The organism is Candidatus Saccharimonadales bacterium (assembly GCA_040903985.1).
Taxonomy (GTDB): Bacteria; Patescibacteriota; Saccharimonadia; order QS-5-54-17; family QS-5-54-17; genus JBBDUI01.
On record JBBDUI010000002.1, the window covers coordinates 225,277 to 249,191 of the forward strand.

14 protein-coding genes, 2 tRNA genes and 3 rRNA genes are annotated in these 23,915 nt (G+C 50.0%); 3 read left to right on the plus strand and 16 right to left on the minus strand.

Annotation, left to right across the window (positions count from 1 at the left end):
• Positions 1-224: 224 nt before the first annotated feature.
• Positions 225-719 carry a hypothetical protein gene (locus WD467_01160; protein ID MEX2452510.1) on the minus strand — a complete coding sequence of 165 codons (495 nt, stop codon included), beginning with the start codon at positions 717-719 and terminating at the stop codon, positions 225-227.
• Positions 720-798: 79 nt separating this feature from the next.
• Here WD467_01160 and WD467_01165 point away from each other — a divergent pair, with 79 nt between their 5' ends.
• Positions 799-1,602 (plus strand): ROK family protein, encoded by an 804-nt coding sequence (locus WD467_01165; protein MEX2452511.1) that lies wholly within the window; start codon positions 799-801, stop codon positions 1,600-1,602.
• A 6-nt stretch (positions 1,603-1,608) separates the two neighbouring features.
• Complete coding sequence (locus tag WD467_01170; protein MEX2452512.1) at positions 1,609-2,076, plus strand: hypothetical protein; 468 nt, start codon at positions 1,609-1,611, stop codon at positions 2,074-2,076.
• A 203-nt stretch (positions 2,077-2,279) separates the two neighbouring features.
• Here WD467_01170 and WD467_01175 read toward each other — a convergent pair whose 3' ends face one another.
• The 5 genes from WD467_01175 to WD467_01195 all read right to left on the minus strand — a co-directional run bounded on the left by WD467_01175 (position 2,280) and on the right by WD467_01195 (position 10,088).
• Positions 2,280-2,483 carry a hypothetical protein gene (locus WD467_01175; GenBank protein ID MEX2452513.1) on the minus strand — a complete coding sequence of 68 codons (204 nt, stop codon included), beginning with the start codon at positions 2,481-2,483 and terminating at the stop codon, positions 2,280-2,282.
• 802 nt (positions 2,484-3,285) lie between these two features.
• Positions 3,286-3,393: ribosomal RNA gene (rrf, locus tag WD467_01180) — 5S ribosomal RNA — on the minus strand.
• Between the two features lie 97 nt (positions 3,394-3,490).
• Positions 3,491-7,574 (minus strand): 23S ribosomal RNA (locus tag WD467_01185).
• A 264-nt stretch (positions 7,575-7,838) separates the two neighbouring features.
• Positions 7,839-9,155: a ferredoxin reductase family protein gene (locus tag WD467_01190; GenBank protein ID MEX2452514.1), complete on the minus strand. Its 1,317-nt coding sequence runs from the start codon at positions 9,153-9,155 to the stop codon at positions 7,839-7,841.
• A gap of 78 nt (positions 9,156-9,233) precedes the next feature.
• Complete coding sequence (locus tag WD467_01195) at positions 9,234-10,088, minus strand: Ig-like domain-containing protein (protein ID MEX2452515.1); 855 nt, start codon at positions 10,086-10,088, stop codon at positions 9,234-9,236.
• A gap of 145 nt (positions 10,089-10,233) precedes the next feature.
• Here WD467_01195 and WD467_01200 point away from each other — a divergent pair, with 145 nt between their 5' ends.
• Complete coding sequence (locus tag WD467_01200; GenBank protein MEX2452516.1) at positions 10,234-10,776, plus strand: DUF502 domain-containing protein; 543 nt, start codon at positions 10,234-10,236, stop codon at positions 10,774-10,776.
• 139 nt (positions 10,777-10,915) lie between these two features.
• Here the strand turns inward: WD467_01200 and WD467_01205 are convergent.
• From WD467_01205 to gyrA, 10 genes are all read right to left on the minus strand, one after another.
• Positions 10,916-10,992, minus strand: a tRNA-Ala gene (locus tag WD467_01205).
• A gap of 73 nt (positions 10,993-11,065) precedes the next feature.
• Positions 11,066-11,293 (minus strand): SGNH/GDSL hydrolase family protein, encoded by a 228-nt coding sequence (locus WD467_01210; protein MEX2452517.1) that lies wholly within the window; start codon positions 11,291-11,293, stop codon positions 11,066-11,068.
• 8 nt (positions 11,294-11,301) lie between these two features.
• Complete coding sequence (locus WD467_01215; GenBank protein ID MEX2452518.1) at positions 11,302-11,562, minus strand: hypothetical protein; 261 nt, start codon at positions 11,560-11,562, stop codon at positions 11,302-11,304.
• Positions 11,562-12,890 (minus strand): hypothetical protein, encoded by a 1,329-nt coding sequence (locus WD467_01220; protein ID MEX2452519.1) that lies wholly within the window; start codon positions 12,888-12,890, stop codon positions 11,562-11,564. Before WD467_01220 ends, WD467_01215 begins: the two co-directional genes overlap by 1 nt.
• 176 nt (positions 12,891-13,066) lie before the next feature.
• A tRNA-Ile gene (locus WD467_01225) sits at positions 13,067-13,144 on the minus strand.
• Between the two features lie 575 nt (positions 13,145-13,719).
• A 16S ribosomal RNA gene (locus WD467_01230) occupies positions 13,720-15,204 on the minus strand.
• A gap of 423 nt (positions 15,205-15,627) precedes the next feature.
• On the minus strand, positions 15,628-19,776 hold the full coding sequence (locus WD467_01235) for a hypothetical protein (protein ID MEX2452520.1): 4,149 nt from the start codon (positions 19,774-19,776) through the stop codon (positions 15,628-15,630).
• Positions 19,730-20,362 (minus strand): hypothetical protein, encoded by a 633-nt coding sequence (locus WD467_01240; protein MEX2452521.1) that lies wholly within the window; start codon positions 20,360-20,362, stop codon positions 19,730-19,732. Before WD467_01240 ends, WD467_01235 begins: the two co-directional genes overlap by 47 nt.
• Before the next feature lie 254 nt (positions 20,363-20,616).
• On the minus strand, positions 20,617-21,435 hold the full coding sequence (locus WD467_01245) for a divergent PAP2 family protein (protein ID MEX2452522.1): 819 nt from the start codon (positions 21,433-21,435) through the stop codon (positions 20,617-20,619).
• Positions 21,435-23,915 carry a DNA gyrase subunit A gene (gene gyrA, locus WD467_01250; protein ID MEX2452523.1) on the minus strand — a complete coding sequence of 827 codons (2,481 nt, stop codon included), beginning with the start codon at positions 23,913-23,915 and terminating at the stop codon, positions 21,435-21,437. Before gyrA ends, WD467_01245 begins: the two co-directional genes overlap by 1 nt.

Here is a 23,915-nt window from a genome sequence, read left to right on the forward strand (position 1 = left end):
GTGCTAGTAGTTTAGACTCACGCGAACGCTTAAATCAGTCATCGCTACTGAGTCGTCTCATCACACACAACCGCCCGTTAACGGCAAAGGATTACCCTTATTTATAAAGCAATTCACTCAAGGAGTAAAGGGGTGAGCTAAATAGCTACAGCTAAGAGCGGGCGATTACGGCTACTTAGGCATAAATCGTCTGCAGCTGCTTGCGTCTGGCAGGAGTAGAGCCCCTATACCTGCAGACGAACGGCTACCATCTCTCGGCGACTGCGACGGTAGAGATAAGCACTAGCTCCGAGTAGACCCAGGGCGATGGCCGGTGTAGCCGGGCCAGTCTGGGCTAATTCATTTGGAAGCGCATCGGCCGTTTCAGTTGTACTCTCGCCGACAGTTTCATCTTCATCAGCAGCTACCGTAGCTTCACTGTTTTCGTTGTTATTCTCTGCACCTTCGCCGGTGGCTGCCACCGGATCCGAAGTGTTCGGTGCGGTCTCTTGCGTAATCTGCGTACCGTTAGTGTCGGTATCACCATCCTCAGTCTCACCATAGACAAAGACAGCTGCGATGAGACCCGCGATTAAAACTAGCCCGATAGCCAGTAAAACACTGCGGTTCACGCTGTTTAAGTAGTTGCGTACATTACTGAATCTATCCATATCTATCTCCTCACTGATTGAATTGCTTACCTTGATTATAGTACGGTAGCGCCAGACGAGCAATACCATAAACTTGTCAGGAGTTGAAATTAACTGTCCTATGTAGCATTAACTTGCGACCGTGAGCCCGATGCTTGATACTAGTCATATGTATATCGGCGTAGACATCGGAGCCAGCAAGACCCTAGTAGCCAGTTTTTCCGCGCCCGAGAGTATGCTTGAGTCGGAAAAGTTTAAGACTCCAACCGAGCCGGGTCAGCTCATAACTAGTGTCTTTGAAACTATCGCTAAGTTAGCTGGCGGAACCGCCGTAAATGGTCTCGGTATCGCTGTGCCTGGCTACTACCATGATGGGTTGTTCACTAACACCACCACACTTAACTGGCAGTCCGTGCCTCTGCACGATATGGTCAAATCTCACTGTAGCTACCCCTTTAAAATTGCCAACGACGCCGTTCTCGGTGGCCTAGCTGAAGCCCGAATCGGTCACGGTCAGGATTGCATAAATCTGTTATACATTACCATCAGCACCGGCGTCGGTACCAGTATCATTATCGACGGGCAGATCCCGGAGTTCATACCCGGCAGTGAAGGTGGCCACATGATAGCTAATCGTGGTGAAAAGCCCCAAACTTGGGAGGAACTTATCAGCGGTACCGCCTTCAAGCGACGTTTCGGTAAGTTTGGCTACGAAGTTAGCGATCCTGCTATCTGGGACACTTACGCTAGTGATCTAGCTAGCTGTATCTACAATATGGCCGCTCTCATCGAGCCCAATCGAGTAGTCCTAAGCGGCGGCATGGCCGTCCACTTCGACCGCTTCCAGGCAGCGCTGAACACTCATCTAGCCGCTCTGCACGACGGCGTCTTCCCTCTACCCGAAGTTAAAGTCGCTAAGTACCCTGAGCTAGCACCGGTTTACGGATGCGCTATAATAGCAGGAGAGGCCTAACACCCAATGAACGAGATCATACTCCACTACCCCAGACTTACCTTCACTAGCGGTAACCAGTTTGTCTGGTCGCCGGGGCGCCGTACCGTGTTCTATGACGAGACCGAGTTTGACACCGCCCGCGGTCGCCTCGCCTTGCTGCACGAGATCGGCCACGCCGAACTCGACCACCAGGACTACCACTCAGATCTAAACCTACTCAATATGGAGATGGAGGCATGGGAATACGCCGTCTCTAAAGCCATCGAATTCGGCGTAGCGGTAGATGAGGCCCACATCGACCGTTGTCTAGAGACCTACCGGGTCTGGCTCTACAAGCGCTCCCGCTGTCCAGAGTGTGACTTTCACGGCATTCAGCTCGACCCCAAGCATTACCGCTGCTTTATGTGTCGACACACTTGGCAGGTCGCCCGCACTCTCAGCCTGCAACCTAACCGCTCCCACTGCCGCCCCTGTCAAGTTCCAGCGCTTTAACCACTGCTCACTTCTCCGATCGGTCTTAGTCAGACTCGCCAATTTATCCAGCTAACTACCATTACTAATAATTATGTACTCAACCGCAGTTCAAGCTAATAGCCTGAACTACTATTTAGACCAGCTCAAACACTAGGCTCGCCCTAGCAAAGAAAACGACCCCGAAATTCGGGGTCGTTTCTCTAAGCTATCAGGAACTGCGCTTAGGCAGCGACCTTAGCTTTACCACGCCGTGAGCGCTTACCGCCCAGGGCTCCGGCCTTACGGGCCAGTTCGCGGTTAGCGGCAAATCCGCCGCCGCGACTGATACGACCACCAGCCTGTCCGATCCGGGCGTAAAAGTCCGCTCCATGTCGTTGCTTGTTAGTTTGGGCAGCGCGTACGCCGCCGTTTTTAGTTCCTGCCATAACTCACTCCTCACTGGCCCATACTTTTTCAAGTAGTTATCTAGGCCCATTATTTAATTATACCTCATGTGTCGCTTGTGTTTATTATTAACATAACTATGATTTGTTGTCAAGCTTATGGTAGAGAGTATAATTATACTAATTGTGCGACCTATAGCTAATCCCGCTTCATCTAGTTGGATAGGAGCTACAACCAGCTGGAAAAATAGACCCTTATTGTACCCAGGCAACACAAGAGAACTAAGACATAAGCCAGGTATCCGGGCCCTCTAAAGCAAACACTTCTACCTGCATCTACCTAGTGGAAACTAATTACTTAGACTAGCTTTTCTTACTAAGTAACTTTAACCGATGTATATAGCTGCTCTCCCCAGTCTAATTAATAGTCTCTCAAAAAGCAGAGATATTAGCAGTAGAATGGCTAGGTCTACATCATTAGTGATAGCTCAGTAGTTTATCCTCAACCACTCTAATCTAACTGATCGAGTCAGCCATATTGATCACCCCTAGCTTATACCTTCAAATTTTTAATAATTAAAGTGTTGTTATTGCATACATTGTAAAAAATACATTAAATAAATAGTAGTAGATAACTCTACGTTTATCCTTACCACGGAGTTTATTCTCATTGCCACTGAATCTATCGCTCTCACTGCCGGCAGTGAGAGCGATAGGGCTAAATCATTCAAACTCTACTACTGTGCATATATTAAGTAGCTCTTCTTTACCAATAATGTAGCCTACTAAATAAGTGTCTTACTAAAAGAAAAACCCTGGGTGTTAAACCCAGGGTCAATCTCATATTCGGCACCGAGCTACTTTCCCCTAAAGGAGTATCATCGCCGCTACCAGGCTTAACTTCCGTGTTCGGGATGGGAACGGGTGTTGCCCTGGTGCTATAGGCACCGATATTAATGTTGTTACAAAGACAGCACTAACATCGGTGCCTGAACTTGCAGGCCGAAAATAGCTGTAGTAATTACTAATTAAGTTGGACGTGAATCAAAACACAAAAGACGTTGACCTATTAGTACACCTCGGCTAAACACGTTGCCGTGCGTACACCTAGTGCCTATCAAACAGGTGGTCTACCTGTGGTCTCAAACGAAACCTAGTCTTGTGGGGGGCTTCGTGCTTATATGCTTTCAGCACTTATCCCTGCCGAACGTAGCTACCCGACACTGCCGCTGGCGCGACAATCGGTACACCAGAGGTTCGTTCACTCCGGTCCTCTCGTACTAGGAGTGACTCCGCTCAAGTTTCATCGCCCACACCGGATATAAACCGAACTGTCTCACGACGTTCTAAACCCAGCTCGCGTACCACTTTAATCGGCGAACAGCCGAACCCTTGGGAGATGCTCCTCCCCCAGGATGTGATGAGCCGACATCGAGGTGCCAAACAGCGCCGTCTATGTGGACTATTGGGCGCGATAAGCCTGTTATCCCCGGGGTAACTTTTATCCGTTGAGCGCTGCCGATACCACATTCATGTGTGTACCACGAAGGTACTAAAAACAGCGGATCACTAACTCCGACTTTCGTCCCTGTTCGGCTTGTATGCCTCACAGTCAAGCTGGCTTATGCGTTTGCACTATCATCTCGATTTCCATCCGAGACTAGCCAACCTTTGAACGCCTCCGTTACTCTTTAGGAGGCAACCGCCCCAGTTAAACTACCCACCAGACACTGTCTCTCAGCCAGAAGCTAAGAACGATCTAATGTAAGTAATTACTAGTTTGTTGAAGTTAGGACATTTTACTCCGTATGTGTTGCTGTTTCTACATCAAAAATGTCACTAAATTCATAGTAATCACTTGATCATTCTCACCTTGTGGCTGAGATTAGAACAAAGATACACTGAGGGTGGTATTTCACTGGTGACTCCGCTCAAGCTAGCGCCTGAGCTTCAAAGTCTCCCACCTATACTGCACAAAGTGTACCCCAATCCAATGTCAAGCTGTAGTAAAGCTCCACGGGGTCTTTTCGTCCTGGTGTGGGTAGCCGGCATCTTTACCGGCAATGCAAATTCGCCGAGTCCTTCGTTGAGACAGTATTCAAATCGTTGCGCCATTCGTGCGGGTCAGAACTTACCTGACAAGGAATTTCGCTCAAATCTTAAGTTATATTTACTTTAGATACGCATGTTTTCTAGTGGCACGATTTCTCGCCACACCCTATATCGCTATAGGGATCGGACTATATCTTCTCCATCTGGAGTCCGGCGTATAGTCTCTGAGGGTTCTAGTTCCGTATTTTTCGCCGATTCGTATTCGCCGCTAGTCGTCGTATCTGAACGAGACCCTCTATACTCAGATGTTCCTTTCTAGCTATCATTGCTATTACTTCACAGAAGATAATAAAATCTTGCTGTTTAGCAGTTTGTAATGGATAGACTTCAAAGAATGGAATTATCCTTTCCTGAATATCTCTAATAGATCTGACGCAGTAGCGATACAGTGGCTCACGATGGTTATCGTATCTCGTATTGACGTATATATTACCACAGCCAAAGAAAGATTGAATACTTTCTAAGACCGACAGGCTCTTAGCGCCTTGGGTTACTACAAACTCTGGAAATACTGGATATCCAGAAAGAGTAGTAGCGTTTTTAAATACGCTGACTGCAAAACAGCCCTCCCCATCAACGAAACCGTTTATCCACCACGGATCTAGCCTTCCCTGCTGATTGTCCGCACCTGTCGCATTATTAGTTACCATATATTCAGTATACCGAACAGTATACGAACATACAATTACTAGCGCAGGATACTACAGTCCTTTTAGGACACGGGGTTTCCAGCATATAGCCAGATTTTCTTCTCGAAACCTCACACGAGAGGAAAAACGAGAAGAGGGTCATTCACCCTACTAAGGCAGCATTCTACCTTAGGACGGTTATAGTTACCGCCGCCGTTTACTGGGGCTTCAGTTCAGAGCTTGCACTCGTTCCCTTAACCTTCCAGCACTGGGCAGGCGTCAGCCCGTATACATCCACTTTCGTGTTAGCACGGACCTGTGTTTTTAGTAAACAGTCGCTTGAGTTCTTTTACTGCGGCCCTACACCCTAAAAGGGTGCGGGGCAGGCCTTATCCCGAAGTTACGGCCGTTATTTTGCCGAGTTCCTTAACGAAGGTTCTCTCGTACACCTTGGTCTACTCGACCTGAGCACCTGTGTTGGTTTGCGGTACGGTTAGCTATGTTTATACGTATCGCGTCTTTTCCGGTCGGTTTGGCTTGCGCAACTCTCCCGTAATCGGGATCGCATTCGTGCTTCACCTCCACAAAAGTGGAAACTAGACACTTAGACAGTTATAGCCAAAAAACTGCTTGCGCTACCATACCGCACAACGCGATACAACAACATCACTAGTACGGGAATATTAACCCGTTGTCCATCGCCTACGCACTACGCCTGGGCTTAGGACCGACTAACCCTGAGATGATTACCATGGCTCAGGAAACCTTGCTCTTTCGGTGGAAAAGATTCTCACTTTTCTTATGGCTACTAATTCCAGCATTCTCACTTCCTTGCGCTCCAGCTGGCCTTCCGGCTCACCTTCAACGCTGCAAGGAACGCTCCTCTACCACTCCAGTATGAGACAAAACCTACGGTTTCATCTCAAGTTCACTTACGTTCACTGCTCTTTTTCCCTGATAGTGTATTTCACTTCGAATTTATGCGAAAATTATTCGTTCATATCTTAATCAGAAATCAATAAGCACAACTATAAGCTTAGTCTCATACTAGAGTCCGCGATTTCGGTACCAAACTTAGCCCCGTTACATTTTCCGCGCAGAATCACAATCGATTAGTGAGCTGTTACGCACTCTTTAAATGAATGGCTGCTTCTAAGCCAACATCCTAATTGTCTTTGCGACTCTACCTCGTTTCCCACTTAGTTTGGATTTAGGGACCTTAATCGGCGGTCTGGGCTGTTTCCCTTTCGAGCGCGGAGCTTAGCCCCCGCGTTCTAACTGCTGTGCTTCCACGATCGGTATTCGTAGTTTGACAGGGATGGATACGGTTGCCCGCTCCAGACCCAATCAGAGCTCTACCTCCAACTGCTACCACACAACGCTAGCCCTAAAGCTATTTCGAGGAGAACCAGCTATCTCCAGGTTCGATTAGCATTTCACCGCTATCCACAGGTCATCCAAACACGTTGCATTGTGTCCTGGTGCGGCCCTCCACGAACTGTTACGTCCGCTTCAGCCTGCCCATGGATAGGTCACCTGGTTTCGGGTCTACTTCATAAAACTAATTTCGCCCTATTAAGGCTCGCTTTCACTACGCCTACTCCGCTTATGCGGATTAAGCTAGCTTTATAAAGTAACTCGCTGGATCGTTCTACAAAAAGCACGCCGTCACCCCGATAAATCGGAGCTCCGACTCCTTGTAGGCACACAGTTTCAGGTCTATTTCACTCCCCTTACGGGGTTCTTTTCACCTTTCCCTCACGGTACTTGTTCACTATCGATCATACATCATATTTAGTCTTGGAAGGTGGACCTCCCAGATTCAGTCAGAGTTTCACGTGTTCCGACCTACTCGAGATAAAAAACATAAGGTTGCTACGTTTTCGGATACGAGGCTTTCACTCTCTTTGGCAGTCCTTTCCAGAACTTTCTCCTAACCCAGCAATTTGTAACCTTACAGATCTATGACAGTCGATCTTCATCTCGATATCATCTCTAGCGATAACTATTTATCAACCAGAGATGATATCGAGAGTCGTCTAATATCTCACAACCCGATACAAGTATTCGCCTGTCAGCTTATTCGTGTAAGTTAATACTCGAAAACTTATATCGTTTAGACTGTTTCCCTTTCGCTCGCCACTACTGAGGAAATCGCATATGCTTTCTATTCCACCGGGTACTAAGATGTTTCAGTTCCCCAGGTTCCCTCGCACTATCCTATATATTCAGATAGCGGTGACTCTGTATTACCAGAGCCGGGTTTCCCCATTCGGACACCCCCGGATTATAGCTCGTTTGGCAGCTCCCCGAGGCTTATCGCAGCCTACTACGTCCTTCGTCGGTGAATGTATGTCAAGGCATCCGCTGTGCGCCCTTTCTCGTCTTTTGCATTACCAAGAACTGTTGAAGTTCTTGGATTTCACACCAACTTAATTAGCAAATAGTACAGCTATTTGCTAAATGTTTGTTAACGTTCTAAGCTCCCTAAAAATGCAAAGCCTAAATGACTGCTGACCCCTATAATCGGCAATCACTTAAGCTCATAGCGCAAGCTGGATTGTATCACAGGAAAATAACGCCTGTAAATACCTCTGATACTTTGGTTTTTATCTTTCCCCTCATTATAGAGTGGATAGCCCTAGCCGTCCAGTAGCTAGAAAGAGAACTCTTCGTAGTGCAGACGATCCTCGTCGATTCCAGCAGCAACGAACTGCTTACGCAGACCGTTTAACATCGGTGGTGGACCACAGATAAAGATAGCGGCGGCCTGGATGTCCGCTCGCTGCTGTAGCAACTCTAAATTCATGAATCCCTCCCGCTCCTCACAGATGTGGTGCATTCGAAAGCCGGCATGGCGCTTAGCCACTGCGGTTAGCTCCGTATGAAATAAGGCGTCGGTGTCTGACTTAGTACAGTAGAAGAAGTCGATATCGTACCGCAGCTTATCCGGAAAACTCCGCACCATACTGAGGAACGGCGTGATACCGATGCCACCGGCGATCCAGATCTGACGACGACTAGTTGAGTTGAGATAACTAAAATTGCCATATGGGCCGTCGACAATAGCTCGGACGCCAGGATGCACCTCCCCGATCTTAGCCGTGTAATCCCCCAAATTTTTAACGACGAAGCCAAGCTGACGATCGTGACGGCTCGAGCTAAAGGAGAACGGATGCGCCTCTCGTTGTACCGCAGCATCCCGCATACTCAAGTAGCCGAACTGACCCGGTCGAAAACTGACCGGATGCCAGCTCGGCTGCAGAATAATCTCAGTGATGTCTTCCCCCAGATGGTTAACCGCCTCTACCCGGTAAGGGTACTTTTTAGTTAACCATTCTCCCAGAACCGAATGATACAGATAACTGAGAGCACCGATGAATGTCACGATCAGCATATACCGCCGTAAAGCCGGGTTATCCAGAAGATGACCGCTAGCTAGGAAGGTGTGCAGGGCGGCCGGTACCAACAACAGCCCCAGTAAACGGTGAACCGTCAAAAAGGTTTGATATGGTAGTTTATACAACACTGTCGCTGTTAAGAGAGCGGCCATGCCCAAGAAAGCGATTACTCCCCATGTAACCACCGCGTCGACCCCCGGTACCCACATTCGCAGTGCTCCCAGTGGAGCGCTCATAGCGATAGCCGCTGTGATCGCTACAGCGTGTACGGCAATGGCGATAAAGCTATAGCTACCAAAGATACGATGTGCCTTATAGGCCTTATCTAAACCAAGAAAGAGCTTATCAATCGATTTCAGTCGCGCCCCCAACACCAACGACCACATAAAGCTAGCGAAACCGGTAAATGCCCCCACTTTAGCCACGACAGTTAAGCCATGGCGGAGAGTTGACACCTCACCGATTAGCTCGGGCAGCCTAAGCCACAGGTAAAGCGGTATGATAAGGGCGACGCTCAGACTGACACTCCAGCCCAGGCTACGTCGCAATCGATTCCGTATATCTTCTCTCATTAAGCTGTATTATGGCATATCATAACGCCTGTCGCTAGCGACAGGCGTTATGATGCTTTGACCGAATCCAAACTGATACTAGGCGGGACCGGTAGTTGGCAGCTGCTCTGGACCGGTGGTTGGAATCGCTTCCGGTTCAGGCTCTGGTTCTGGCACCGGCTCAGGCTCGGGCTCGGGTTCCGGTTCAGGCTGAGCTGCGACTATTACTAGCTCGCTAGAGCTATCGTTTTGCCCCTGCAGCACTCCGTTATCGGCTGTGGCCGTCACATTATACGTGCCGGCTGCCAGTTCCTGCGTTATCTCTACGGACCATGTACCATCAACCGCTAATTCGGCTTCATACTCTTCGCCATCTACCAAAACTGTCACAGTAGCCTCTGGGTCATCTACTGTACCGGTTACTGTCGGAGTAGCATCCTCAGTCTCAATCCCGTCAACCTCTACCTCGATCACCTCTGGCTCTGAGTCTGGAGTGGCTACCGGCTCTTGGACAGTCGGCCCCTCTGAGCTAGCATCACTCCAAAAGAAGTACCAGCCCGCACCGCCCAACGCTACTAATAAGATAAGAGCACTAAGCGCAATTAAGATCCACTTGTGCGACTGAGATGGCTGCTCCATATAAGCACCCGTATTATTAGCTCCAGTTTGGAGTGGAAAGCTCGAGGACTGAGATTGATCTAGGCGGGATGAAACGTCACCATTAGCAGATGAGGCGCCATATGCTGCCGGGTCACCCATGGTTTGATCTGTGCTTGACTCGGCAAAGCGATCTGGACCAGCTAAATTAACTTCGGCTGGATTAGCCGCCGGAAGTGGGCTGGTGTCAAAGCTGGTATCGACCGGTGGTGTTACTCCTGGAGACGGGGGCGACGTATTAGGAACATCCGGGGTGGCTGCTGCTGGTTGTGGCAAATCTGGTTTTTCTTCTGGCATATTGAACTCTTTTTATATTATTAGTTTTTATTTCTAACTTCTATACTTACGTTCAACTATATACGTAAGCGGATTGCCTTGTCAAGCTCTAGGTCGCTATCGCCACGAGTTGGCGACATTTTTTGTTTTGTGGGACAATAACAGCATGAGAAAGCTAACCACCTACTTCATTAAAGGGCTGCTCTTCCTTCTGCCGATCTTACTGGTTATTACCCTAGTGCGAGAACTGTTCTCCATCGTCTTGCCTACAGGGGTGGGATTCATAAGCGGCGTAACTACTCTCGGCATAGCTATCCTAATTACTACTCTCGTCGGAGCTGTAATAACTGGCGGACTTCAGCCTTACTTTAAACGCAGAGCTCTCCGTGGCCTGGGCAAGTTCCCCTTTCTGAACCAGATATTTACCTCAATGAAACGGTTTGTACTAATCCTCAACTTCTCCCGGGAAATATTTGAAAACCCGGTTATAGTAACCCGCGAGGAAGGTCGTGAGATAAAATTCGGCTTTGTAACTCGCTCAGGTCTGGAGCAGTTTGGTCTCAGCCAGCACTCTAGTGTCTATCTGCCCGATCCATTCTCCTTCTTAGGCGAGATGGTAGTGGTAGCTAACAAAGACTTGAGGCCAGTAGAAGGGAAACGATCAGAGGTATCGAACTTCATCTTATCCGGGGGACTAGTACAGAAATAAAGACGCATTTGCGCCTGCACCATACAGATGCGCCCGAGGAGTAGGGCTTCGAAGGTCTACCGCCTGGGTCTGATCTGGTCGGTTCTCAAGTATATTCTCCACCAAGAAAAGAGTCCGGCTGACGCCGAGACTCTTTTCTTGGTGGAGATGGAGGGACTCGAACCCTCGACCCCCTGCTTGCAAAGCAGGTGCTCTAGCCAACTGAGCTACATCCCCATGCTTGAGTAATTTTAAAGGTATGGCTACCCCTAAGCACGTACCAGAGTATACAATAAATATAATCGTAAAACTATATTCTCGGCTCTAGCTTTTCCCAGAAAGCCTCGGCCCGTACTTGATAGCCGCGACTATTAGGATGAAACCAATCAGCTGCATAATCAAGCAGGGGGTTAAGCTTGCCCCTAGTCGCCTCATATAGCGGAACGAAGACCAGGCCATTTTCAGCGGCAGCAAGTCTTATTATCCGGCTAGCTGATTCTGCCTTCTGATTAGTCTTACTGCTGCCGAAGCTAGGCACACCAGCCATTACAAGATGTCGCTGGCAAGCGTCGACTGGCCGTCGCCCTTGATCGCCGCCTTGAGTTCGTCCAGTGTCGTGGCGGCCTCGACGGCGGCGAGGAGCTCAGCTCGTGGGTCTGGTCGCGTGGCGATCGCCTCGTCATAGGCAGCCTGCAACGTAGTTTCGTCCGGCTCGTCGCCGTGGACGGTCAACGTCTCACCTACCTTTGTGTAGGCGATGCCGAGATGGGCTAGGGCGCACTTGCGCTGTGTGGTGTCCAATGCCATCAGGAACGTACCTCCGTGAGTGTCATCAGCGCCCCCGCTATGATAGATGACTCCACATTTGGTGACCCGGTCGGCCAGGGGCCGTGCTCTAGACGGTAGGTACGGGTGGCCGTCGATCCCGGTTCGTGCTCGCCTTCGAGCGCAATCGGGGAGTAGAACGTGGCCGTTTCGCTGGACGATGCAAGCAGACGGTGACCACGACGCTCGTTGGTGACCACCTCGTCGCCAGTCGTGTCGCGGATTTGCACGACACCGTTGCGGTTAATCGAGCTACCGGACACCACCGAGTAAGTAACCTGTCCCGAAACGCGGGCGAGGATGATCGAATCGGCGTACGCTGGCATGATCGTGGCTTCGAGACCGGAGTCTTGCGGCGTGTCGGCGGTAGTGTCCGAGTCGCTACCCAAGGTCGCAGTGACGACCTGCACCACAGACGCACTACTCCCAATCGCCTGATCATGCTCGGTGATGGCTTGTTGGACATTTACGGCTGTGGTGTGTTCCAGGCCGGTCGGGTCAAACTCGATGTTGGTAGCTGGGTGGGCGTCTGCTACGGCCTCATGATTAGTGATAGCTGTAGTAGCGGTACCGGCAGGATCAGCTCCTACATCACTGGCATCCAGAGAAACAATACCGGTATCACCGTTGACAGACTGGACGGGGGCTTCGGCTGCTGTGATGAAGGTAGCGGAGTGAGCTTCATTACCATGCTCGGTTGGAGTACGGGTAGCACTGGCATCATCTAGGGTGGCATCACTAATCTTGGCGTTGAGGGCAGCTAGGGTGGTAGCACTGTGTTCGATACCACCTAGTGAGTGACCTTTCGGTACTTGGGGGTCGGCTAGTTCGCCGGAGAGGCCATCGACGTTCAGTTCATCAGTTCCGCCGGATTGGTGGGTGGTGGTGTGGTTAGCTACATCACTAGCATCTAGAGTTACTGCTCCGGTCTTAGAGTTGATGCTTAGTACGGGGGCAATAGCAGCTACCCAGGTGCTAGTGCCACTATCGTAGGTTAAGACATCTTGATCACTGGCAGTATCGGTATCGGTATCATCTAGGGCGGCTAGAGAGGAGCCGACACCTGGGAGTCCATCAACATAGGCTTTAGTGACGGCGTCTTGAGGGGTGGTAGGGTTGGCTAGTCCGACAATCTTGTTTCCGCCTAGGGATAGCTCTCCGCCCATAGTATCGCCACTGCGGTTGAGCTTCTGAGTTAGCTCAGTACCACGTTTGAGGGAGCCATCACTAGCTAGTTCGACACTGAGGTATTCGTTGAGGATGTCTCCCCATGTTCCTTCGTCTGATCCGGGGATTGGTAGTCGTGGCATTATACTTTAGCTTCAATGTTTAGTTGCTATGTACCCAATATAGAGTGGTTGTGGTTATCTGGCAACTGGTGGGAGGTGGGAGTTATTATCGATTGGGGTCATCCGGGACTCGAACCTGAGGCCTCGTCATTAGGTCTCGCTTTGCTCGATAAAGCATAATAATTTTTCAATCCAAATGGTGGGGCTGCGTGGACTCGAACCACGGACCTCGTCATTATCAGTGACGCGCTCTAACCAGACTGAGCTACAGCCCCTCCATTTGGATTGAATTATAAAAGTACGAAACAGTGACGCGCTCTAACCGGGCTGAGCTAATCGCCCTCCAGCTGTATTTTACTATCTTCAGAATACACAGTGACGCACACTAGCTGGGCAGCTGTGTCCGCCATAGCCCCCAAGCGACGGCGGAAGCTAATCGCCCCTATAAAAGCACACCTTATTGTAACCAGAAATCACCTCCTGGGGCAAGTCGGAATTACTGGTATCGATATTATTTATGTTTAGTAGTCATTTAAACAACAATCACCCTGTCATTCGACAGGGTGATTGTTTGTAGCTTTAAGTGCTTAGACTGTGCAGCATAACCAACCCCGCACCTGAGATGCAGGCAATAGCATAAGCTATTGCGACTCGGCTAGCCCTAACTTTCTAATGAAATAGCTAGGAACTAGTTACAGCTAAAGTTCTTGCGAACTTTACTGCATTTCAGGTGCGGGGCCGACCTTGGGATCTATCACTAACTCGACCCTTCGTTCCCACCAATGGCGGGACCTTATCTTCGAGCGTAATAGGTCTAGTTTCGATTATTAATCGAAACGGTTTTCCCTAGAAAGGAGGTAATCCATCCACAGCTTCCGCTACGGATACCTTGTTACGACTTCACCCCAATCACTACCCCCATCTTGGGCCCAGCCTAAGGCGGGGACTTCGAATGTTGATAGCTTTCGTGATGTGACGGGCGGTGTGTACAAGACCCGGGAACGTATTCACTGTGGTGTGCTGACCCACAGTTACTAGCGATTCCGACTTCATGAAGGCGAGTTGCAGCCTTCAATCCGAACTGAGACCGGTTTTGATAGGTTTAGCTCCGCATCACTGCTTAGCTTCCCGTTGTACCGGCCATTGTAGCGTGTGTGTAGCCCCAGACGTAAGGGACATGCTGACCAGACGTCATCCCCTCCTTCCTCCCCGTTACCGAGGCGGTCTGATTAGAAAAATTCAACTAATCACGAGGGTTGCGCTCGTTAAAGGACTTAACCTAACATCTCACGACACGAGCTGACGACGGCCATGCATCACCTGTCACTGGTCCAACTAAATGACACTCTTATCTCTAAGAGTTGTAACCAGGATGTCAAGTCTGGGTAAGGTTCTTCGCGTAGCCTCGAATTAAACCACACGCTCCACCGCTTGTGCGGGTCCCCGTCAATTCCTTTGAGTTTTAGCCTTGCGGCCGTACTCCCCAGGCGGGATGCTTAACGCGTTAGCTTTGCTACTGAGGAGGGTCGATACTCCCCAACAGCTAGCATCCATCGTTTACGGCGTAGACTACCCGGGTATCTAATCCGGTTCGCTACCTACGCTTTCGTGCCTCAGCGTCAGGATCAGCCCAGTGAGCTGCCTTCGCAATTGGTGTTCCTCCTAGTATCTACGGATATCACTCCTACACTAGGAATTCCACTCACCTCTACTGCCCTCTAGTTAATCAGTTTGAAATACAAGCCCGTGGTTGAGCCACAGGATTTCGCACTTCACTTGATAAACCGCCTACGCAACGCTTTACGCCCAGTAATTCCGGGTAACGCTTGCCTTCTCCGTATTACCGCGGCTGCTGGCACGGAGTTAGCCAAGGCTTATTCATATAGTACCGTCATATTCTTCCTATATAAAAGCAGTTTACGACCCGAAAGCCTTCATCCTGCACGCGGCGTTGCTCCATCAGGCTTGCGCCCATTGTGGAAGATTCCCTACTGCTGCCTCCCGTAGGAGTCTGGGCCGTGTCTCAGTCCCAGTGTGGCTGATCATCCTCTCAAACCAGCTAATGATCGTCGCCTTGGTAGGCCATTACCCTACCAACTAGCTAATCATACGCAGGCCCCTCCCGAAGCGCCGGAGCTTTACCCCCGCTAAAAGCGAAGGACTATGGGGCATTAATCCGGATTTCTCCGAGCTATTCCCTACTTCGGGGCAGGTACCAACGTGTTACTCACCCGTTCGCCGGTTTCCTCCCGATAAATCGGGATTCTCCCTCGACTTGCATGTATTAGGCACGCCGCCAGCGTTCACCCTGAGCCAGGATCAAACTCTCCATGAAAAGCTAAGCTCGAGATCACCTTGCGGTTCACTCGGCCACTTAGCTTATTGAATTTGATTGCTCAAAAACTAACTAACATTGTTTTTTGTAACGTACAAATGTAAAAACGTTTGTCTCGATGTCACCACCGAGACGGAATTGATCCCCGATAAAATCGGGGAAAAACGGTTATACTGCACAGTCTAAATTCTTAAAGTACCTCACGTAGTGATAAAAAAAGCTCCCTAAACTCGGGCGCTTGCTCACAAACGTACAAATTCTATAATAATCGAGCGGCATAGACAGTGTCAACCCCAGCTATAAGTTATACTAACTAGAAATAACAACCCCGGTTTTATAAACCAGCTGCTAGCCCCTACTCCTCAGCCTTTAGCTAAATGGCTCACCTCGACGAGCGTAATCCTCTCTATTGGTCTCTACTACCTACTCGGTAGCTGTCGGGCTAGAGAAGCCGGCCCCAATTACGTGGTAGTCAAAGCTGTATTCGGTACCAGCTGTCACCGGGACGGTAGTGACCAGCATGAACCCTGCGGGAGTCGACTTCACATACACCTCCAAGCTAGTAGCGGCGGCATTTCTAGCCGAAATCGTGACTCGGGGCGGGAAGGTGTAAATTTGAGAGAAGTCGATCCGCGCTAACTCATACTCATTAGTCTCCACCACGCTCTCTGATACCACCACATTAATAGTTCCGGCTACATCAGTTCCGCTTAAACTAACTGTACCGCCTTCTAGATCAGCCCCGGAACTGGCTTCTGGGGTGTTACCGGTGCTGAGAAGATGTCCTCCTATACTTAAGTTCATGCTTACTCGTACTGCTGAGACACTAAGAGTACCCCCGATCACCACATCTCCGGTCACCTCTAAGCTAGCCAGCGTACTAGCACCACTCACGTTCAAGCTTGAGAAGTCAACTTGCTCACCACTATCCTGTACGCTTTCGCTGGCTTGCTGTAATTGTGGTATATAGTTCTCAGTCTTCACAAAGACCATCACTGAGCCGACGTCGCTACCACTGTAACTCTCTAGGGCATAGCCGACAATTCGTGCCGGATCACTAGCTTTCATTCCGACCCCTGGAGTTTCAGAGAGGGTAATGGGGTCGCCTACAGCTATGCTGCCATTCTCTGTGGTTACATTTACTGGCACCCGACCGACTAGGGCAAGCGGTGCGCCCTCGGTCTTCGAAGCTAAGACCAAACCAGGCTCAGTAGAGATAATCCCAGCTAGAGACACGCTCGTGGTAGCTCTCACTAACTTGCCTTCGGCGTTAAAGGCCACGATGTCACCGGGCTCAACCGGCTCGGCGGTGGCATAATGCTCAGCAACGTCGGCAGAAGTATCGGTTAGGAAAGCATGGGCCCGCACGTTACCGGAAACAGTTAACTTGCTATCGGGAGAGGTGGTGCCGATACCTACATTTCCGCCCTGGATGAGAGTATTGGCGTTAGCGTCAATCGTAAAAGCGTTAACCGTAGTCTCTTGGTAGTTGCTGATAGTTTCGCCATGAGAGACCACTGCAGCATAGGGCACGATCGGATTAATTATAGTTGGTAACACCGTGCTGTTGGTTGGGCTATGACTGCCTACAGACGGGCTGACTGTAATTGATTCGGGCGAGATGTCAGTCTCCTCAAGCTCAATATCTTCACAAATATCACCGCACCCCTCGATGTTAACCAGGCCATGAAATTTAGCCGCCATGAAATCGCTACCACCTGTACCGTAGCTAGACGTAATGCCAGCCACCACATACCCTCCATCACTAGTCTGGCGAGCAGATCGAATTTGATCGCTACTGGTGCCGCCCACTACCCTAGTCCACTCTTCAGCTCCACTGGAGTTAAACTTAATCAACATAAAGCTGTTATTGCCCGGCCCATAGCTGGCGGTATAGCCGCCTAGAATGTAGCCTCCGTCACTAGTCTGCTGTACTGATTGAACGACATCACTACCAGTTCCACCCGCTACCTTAGTCCACTCATGAGCTCCATCAGAGTCGAGCTTAACCAGCATAAAGTCGTTACTACCGGCACCGTAACCGGAGGTATAGCCTCCAATGATATAGCCCCCGTCACTAGTCTGCTGTACGGACTGGGCTGTTTCGCTACCGGTGCCACCTATCACTCTTGTCCACTCATGAGCTCCATTGGAGTCGAGCTTAACCGTCATAAAGTCGCCACTGCCCGCACCATAGCTGGAGGTAGAGCCGGTCAAGATGAAGCCACCGTCACTGGTATAATCCATATCATTCGTCGTATCACTACTACTTCCTCCGATCGCACGTGTCCAGAGACTCACGCCATTACTATCGAGTTTGGTTATATTAAAATCATTACTACCCCCGGTTGTAAAAGTAGAGCTATACCAAGAGATGGCATAGCCTCCGTCACTGGTCTGTTTTACAGTAGAAGGCGATGACTCACTACTGGCGCCACCCAGTGTCTTACTCCAGCTAACCGCTCCATTAGCCGTAAATTTAATAACCATTAGATCGTAACTTCCCGCCCCCAAACCGTTAACTCGTCCCGAAGCGATATATCCCCCATCTGTAGTTAAATCTACCGAGTAGCCAATGTCACTACTGGTGCTACCCAGTACGGTCGACCATTCCAGCTGACCGAATACGTTAAGCTTAGAAAGCATCCAGTCGCCACTACCCGCACCGTATGAGTTAGTCTCTCCCACAACGATATAACCACCATCACCGGTCTGACGGATTGAATAAGCCGAATCACTGCTCGTCCCGCCCCATGCTGTTATGAAACTCGATGTGCTTGTGCCGATATTTGCCCGAGTAGTCACGCGTAGAGCATCACGACTTAGATCGGTATGATCTATCTCCAGCCGACCTCCTAAACGAGTGTTGCCTTCTACGCGAAGATCCTCTTGAACAAATAGATCCCGGTCCAGGCGGGTATCGCCACCAACTCGAGCATCGCCCTCAACTAAAAGGTTACTAGTATGCGTCTGGCCGTTCGTTATCTTTACTACGGTCAGAGCGTCTGCCCCGCTACTTGCGATATATGCATAGCTGTCGGCAACAAATAACCCACTAGCACCTGCTAAATCGCCATCACTTATGCTGCCCGTCTGAGTCGGTGCAGCTGGGTCGACCACATCGACGACCGCTAACGTGCCCGTAGTGTCACTTGTAACATACGCGTAGCCACCGCTGAAGAACACTTCGCTAGCGCCGGTCAATTCGGCCGATGTCACCGTGCCCACCTGGGATACTGCGGCCGGATTAGTAATGTCAATTACTGTTAACGAACCGGCTGTGGCGCTGGCCACGTAAGCATAGTCTCCACTCACAGCCACGCTTCTAGCCCCATTCAAATCAGTATTAGCTATGCTATCGACTGTGCTTAAGGCGGCCGGATTAGTAATATCGATTACTGTTAACGAACCGGCTGTGGCGCTGGCCACGTAAGCATAGTCTCCATTCACAGCAACTCCCCGGGCGCCTACCAAATTAGCGGAGCTAAAGCTGCTAACTTGAGTTAAATCATTTGGATCACTGATATCAACAACCGTTAGGCTACCAGCATAATGACTAGCGATATATGCATAGTTCCCACTAATAGCGATATCGCTAGCGCCTTCGAGATCAGTATTATTAATGTAAGTATCTACCTTAACAGGAGTAGTAGGATCGCTAATATCGATCGAGACGACAGAATCCGCATGGAAGCTGGCCACGTAAGCATAATCTCCACTTACGGCTACCCTTCTAGCACCATTAAGCTCGACCGCATCCGATACGCTACCGACCTGGGCTAGCTCATCAATATAGCTAACATCAACTATCGTCAACGCATCGGCCTCAGAGCTTGCCACGTAGGCATAAGAGTCCCTAATAACTACTCCACTTGCCCCGACAAGTCCGGCAGTAGTTAAAGCCCCAGAGGAAGACAAGCTCGAGTTAGTAGCCACTCGCAATATATCCTGTCCGCTACTAGTCTTAACAGCCAGAGCACTCGCTACCGGTGCGACTGAACGAACAGATGCCTCTCCATATACATCGAGTGCCACCTGCGGGCTGCTAGTACCAATGCCGAGACGACTACTAGTATTATCCCAGTGGAAGTTACTATTACCAGTTAAAGAGTCACTCCCATCAAAGAAAGCGATCTGGCCCACACTACCGCTACCCTGAAGGCCACCACTACCACCACCAGGACAGTTACCAGAGGCATCGCAGACTTGATTGCCATTTTGGAGTAAGCTGGTAGCTGTTATCTGCTGGAAGGTATTATTGCCACTAAAAGTATTGTTCGCATTAAGAAAGGCTACATTACTACTTAAAGCTCCGTCAGCTACCGAACCTGCGCTCGAAATTGTCAGATCCTCATCCACCTCACTATTCTGAATCGACTGTCCCAATAGCGAGACACTCGCATCAAGCCGAGCGTTAGACAATGTACCAGTACTTATATTACTAGCATTGGTAAAGTAGGAGCTTGTATTCCCTCCTAAGCTTGCTGCATTAACGTTAGTGAGATTAGCTCCGTCACCCTGGAGACTACCCGCGATCAAGGTACCAGATATATTGATATGCCCTGACTGCACCGTCCTGACCGTCAGCTCCGGCTGGTCCTTGGGAGCCGGTCGGACCCTGAATACCCGCGGGCCCCTGAGGTCCGATAGGCCCTTGTGAACCAGTTGCCCCTTTTGCGCCGGCTGGACCTGAAGGACCAGTCGGGCCTTGTGGACCAGTGGCTCCCCTAGCTCCGGTCGCGCCTACGCTACCGCTAGCAATTACTCCATCCGAATCATCCGCTACAGCAGATTCATCGTTATCCTCCTCTACATCGTCAGCAGCTGGGCTGTCAGACTGTGAGGCTACCAGCTCCTCTGTAGCTTTACTTAAGTTCTCTACTTGAAGTGCTAATTTATCTTGTTGAGCGTCAAGTCTATCTTGCTGTAACGAGATTTCCCGCTCTGATTGCTGGCTGTTAGCCGCCGGCATAATACTCCTCATAGTCCACATCTGCGAAACAAGTAGTACTACTACCGCGATGCTGACAGCTATAACGGTAGCATGACTGGTGTTATGCGGAGTGTAGGGCGGATAGTTATGGGGTGGGTATGGACCTGCGGTGCCCTGGGGATGATACGGCGAACCGACTACCGGTGCAGCCTGATTCGTGGGCATATCAGGGGCTGATTGCTGATTATAATCGTCTGGCAAAACTGAGTTTTGTTGCTCGGGATTCATTATTTTGTGTTACGTTTATTCTCTATTTTGTATACTTTTTTTGTACTATTCTCTTGCAGAATAACCTACCCATAACAACTTGTCAACACATCCTATACCCTAAATATGCTCTCTGTAGCAAGAAGCCTGTCTATTTCTGATTTAACAATATGATACCCACTCAAATCACTAACCTGTGCGTCTAATGACTCTTACTTGCGGCGGCGTTTCTTGTTTTTTCGCACTTGTGTACGTGTCGCTCGATGACGTTCTAGCAATTTTACCTCGTAGCGGTAGTGTGACCCTATAAAACGATAAACGCGCCTCCACAGCACTATATGTAGTATCCCCAAGGCAGTTGTAATCATTAGTGGCCATAGCCGCCAGCTTCCAGCATGAATAGTCTGAAACTGTAATAACGACATAAACAGTCCGATAGCAGCCGGTAAGACGAGACTCCACCAGATGATCAGCTTAAGTCGATGCGTTGTTCTCACCCGACGATACCGCTGTAGTATTAGTCGCGCCGCTAACGCGGTAAAGAATAATAAAGCAAAGAACAATAAGTAGGCACTCCTCTCCAGCGCTGGAGGAGACATTACTAACCATTCTAACTGATGGTCCCAATCAGAAGAAGTAAACAAAAGAGCCACTATAGCGCCAGCTATAGCGCCAGCGCCAACTTCAACCGGGGTATGGCCCATAATCTCTTTTACGAGCTTAGTGTTGCCTGATGTCTTCAATAGTACATTCATCATGACCGATTGTTCCCCGCTGGAACGGCGAATACCTAGGGAGTCGTAGATGACAATAGCAGCTAGAACAGCTGCTATCCCAAAAATGGGACTCTGCAGCCCTTCAATTGCTAGAGCCGCAATAGCGACTGCAACTACGGTTGCACTATGAGCGCTCGGCATTCCGCCGGACTGATAAAACAACTTGAAATCAGGCGTCGCAACTAGCGCTTTAAGGGAGAACTTAATTAGCTGAGCTACGAACCAAGCACTGAAAGCTATCAGCAGCAACTGCATTACTCTTGTTCCGCCCCAGTATCAGAGATAAGAGCGACCGAAACGATCTCATCATCTTTGTTCAAGCGCATAATGCGCACCCCTTGGGTCACCCGACCGATGATCGATATCTCTTTCGTTCGCAAGCGGATGATCTGACCCCGGCGCGAGATGAGTAAGACCTCATCCTCTTCCGGAATGGTGCGAACTACGTTAATCACCGGGCCGGTCTTCTTGCTAATAACGCCGGCCTTAATACCTAAGCCGCCTCGCTTATGTACGGCGAACAATTTCACCTTGGTACGCTTACCGTAACCGTTAGCGTGGACCACCATCACCTGAGCATCATCATTGACGACATCGAAACCAACCACTTTGTCGCCCTTGCGCAGGCGGATGCCTCGTACGCCGCGTGCACTACGGCCCATCGGACGCACATCGGTCTCCTCGAAACGCAGCGCCTGACCGTTAGCGGTTGAGATGAGGATCTGATCTTGGCCGGTTGTAATACGGACCCACTGCAAGAGGTCATCGTCATCGAGCCGAATAGCGATAATACCGTTAGTGCGAATGTTAGAGAACTGTTCTAGTGATGTCTTTTTGACTACACCTTCACAAGTCGCCATGAGGAGATAAGTCTCTTTAGCCTCTTTCTCTTGGGGCAGCTTGATGATGGCACTGATGCCTTCATCGGGGTGCAACTGCAGGATATTAACGATGGCCTGCCCCTTGGCAGTTCGAGAGGCGACCGGAATCTCATAGGCCTTAATCCTAAAGACACGACCTATAGTGGTGAAGAACAGGATGTAGTCGTGAGTATTCGCAAACACCATGTGGGCGATCACATCCTCTTCCTTAGTACCCATCCCGACGACTCCCTTGCCACCGCGACCTTGGCTCCGGTAGGTGTCGAGTGTGGTCCGCTTGATGTAGCTACCCTTGGTGAAGGTAATGACTACCTGTTCGTTCGGGATCAGCTCCTCTTCGGAGAACTTGCCCAGCTCGTGCTCGACGATACTGGTCCGACGCTCGTCACCATATTTATCTTTCATCTCGACTAATTCGGCCTTAATAATCTTTAGAATCTCGGCCTCACTAGAGAGAATCTTCTCTAGCTTCTTAATCAGTACCAGAACTTCTTTCAGCTCGTCCTCTACCTTCTGGCGCTCGAGACCGGCCAGAGTACGTAGCTGCATACTTAAGATAGCGTTGGCTTGGAGCTCGCTGAACTTAAACTGCTTCATCAAGTTATCCCGGGCCGCATCGGTGCTCTCACTCGCACGAATCGTCTTGATCACCTCATCGATATGATCAAGCGCTATCTTCAGTCCTTCCAGAATGTGAGCGCGAGCCTTCGCCTTACGCAGATCAAACTCACTGCGACGGCGCACTACTAGCTGACGATGCTTCAGATACTCACTTAAGATGGCCTCGAGGTTAAGGACCTTAGGCTGGATACCGTCTACCAGAGCGAGCATATTCAAGTGAAACTTAGTCTGCATTGGGGTCAGCTTGTAGAGCTGGTTAAGAATCTTCTTCGGATAGGCATCTTTCTTCAAATCGACAACGATGCGTACGCTTCCGCGCGAGCTCTCGTCCCGCAAATCGGCGATACCGGTTATCTTCTTGTCCTTCACCAGGTCGGCAATCTTCTCGATGAGGGTGGCCTTGTTCTGACCATAGGGGATCTCAGTAACTAAAATCTGGTGCGCATTCTTACTCTCGACGATTTCCGCTACAGCCCGGACGGTAACGCCGCCGCGACCACTACCATAAGCGTGGCGAATCGACTCCTGGCCATAGATGATACCACCGGTTGGGAAGTCGGGACCTTTCACAAAGTTGAGCAAATCATCGGTCGTCACGTCATCGTTCTCGATCATAAATACTAGCGCGTCTACTAATTCGCCTAGGTTATGTGGCGGGATGTTGGTGGCCATACCGACAGCGATACCCATCTGACCGTTGAGCAGTAAGTTCGGTACCTTAGCCGGGAGAACGGACGGCTGCTGCTCCGAACCATCGAAGTTAGGTACGAAATCGACTGTCTCTTTATCGATGTCGGCTAACATCTCACCGGCGATGGCCGTCATCCGAGCCTCGGTGTAACGCATGGCAGCAGCGGAGTCACCATCCATCGAACCGAAGTTACCCTGACCGTCCACCATCATATAGCGCATAGACCATGGCTGAGCCATACGAGCTAAGGAGTCATAGATTGCCGAGTCACCATGAGGGTGGTACTTACCCATAACTTGACCGACAATGGTGGCACTTTTACGATGCTTAGTGTTGTGACGGATGCCGTTCTCGTGCATTGAGTAGAGAATGCGGCGGTGGACCGGCTTCATACCGTCCCTAACGTCAGGCAGGGCCCGGGCGACGATCACGCTCATCGAATACTCGAGATAGCTCTTCTCCATCTCATCAACGAGGTTCTTACTGTGAACCATACCTCGGTTGTCTTTTACGCTCTCTGGTAGTGTTGTATTATCTGCCAC

Bases quoted from the DNA above. Each gene is read 5' to 3' on its own strand.
- WD467_01170 (MEX2452512.1), top strand. From the start codon at position 1,609: ATGAACGAGATCATACTCCACTACCCCAGACTTACCTTCACTAGCGGT.
- WD467_01240 (MEX2452521.1), bottom strand. From the start codon at position 20,362: ATGCCCACGAATCAGGCTGCACCGGTAGTCGGTTCGCCGTATCATCCC.
- WD467_01175 (MEX2452513.1), bottom strand. From the start codon at position 2,483: ATGGCAGGAACTAAAAACGGCGGCGTACGCGCTGCCCAAACTAACAAG.
- WD467_01200 (MEX2452516.1), top strand. From the start codon at position 10,234: ATGAGAAAGCTAACCACCTACTTCATTAAAGGGCTGCTCTTCCTTCTG.
- WD467_01220 (MEX2452519.1), bottom strand. From the start codon at position 12,890: ATGCCACGACTACCAATCCCCGGATCAGACGAAGGAACATGGGGAGAC.
- WD467_01190 (MEX2452514.1), bottom strand. From the start codon at position 9,155: ATGAGAGAAGATATACGGAATCGATTGCGACGTAGCCTGGGCTGGAGT.
- WD467_01245 (MEX2452522.1), bottom strand. From the start codon at position 21,435: ATGCAGTTGCTGCTGATAGCTTTCAGTGCTTGGTTCGTAGCTCAGCTA.
- WD467_01165 (MEX2452511.1), top strand. From the start codon at position 799: ATGTATATCGGCGTAGACATCGGAGCCAGCAAGACCCTAGTAGCCAGT.
- WD467_01195 (MEX2452515.1), bottom strand. From the start codon at position 10,088: ATGCCAGAAGAAAAACCAGATTTGCCACAACCAGCAGCAGCCACCCCG.
- WD467_01215 (MEX2452518.1), bottom strand. From the start codon at position 11,562: ATGGCATTGGACACCACACAGCGCAAGTGCGCCCTAGCCCATCTCGGC.
- WD467_01160 (MEX2452510.1), bottom strand. From the start codon at position 719: ATGGTATTGCTCGTCTGGCGCTACCGTACTATAATCAAGGTAAGCAAT.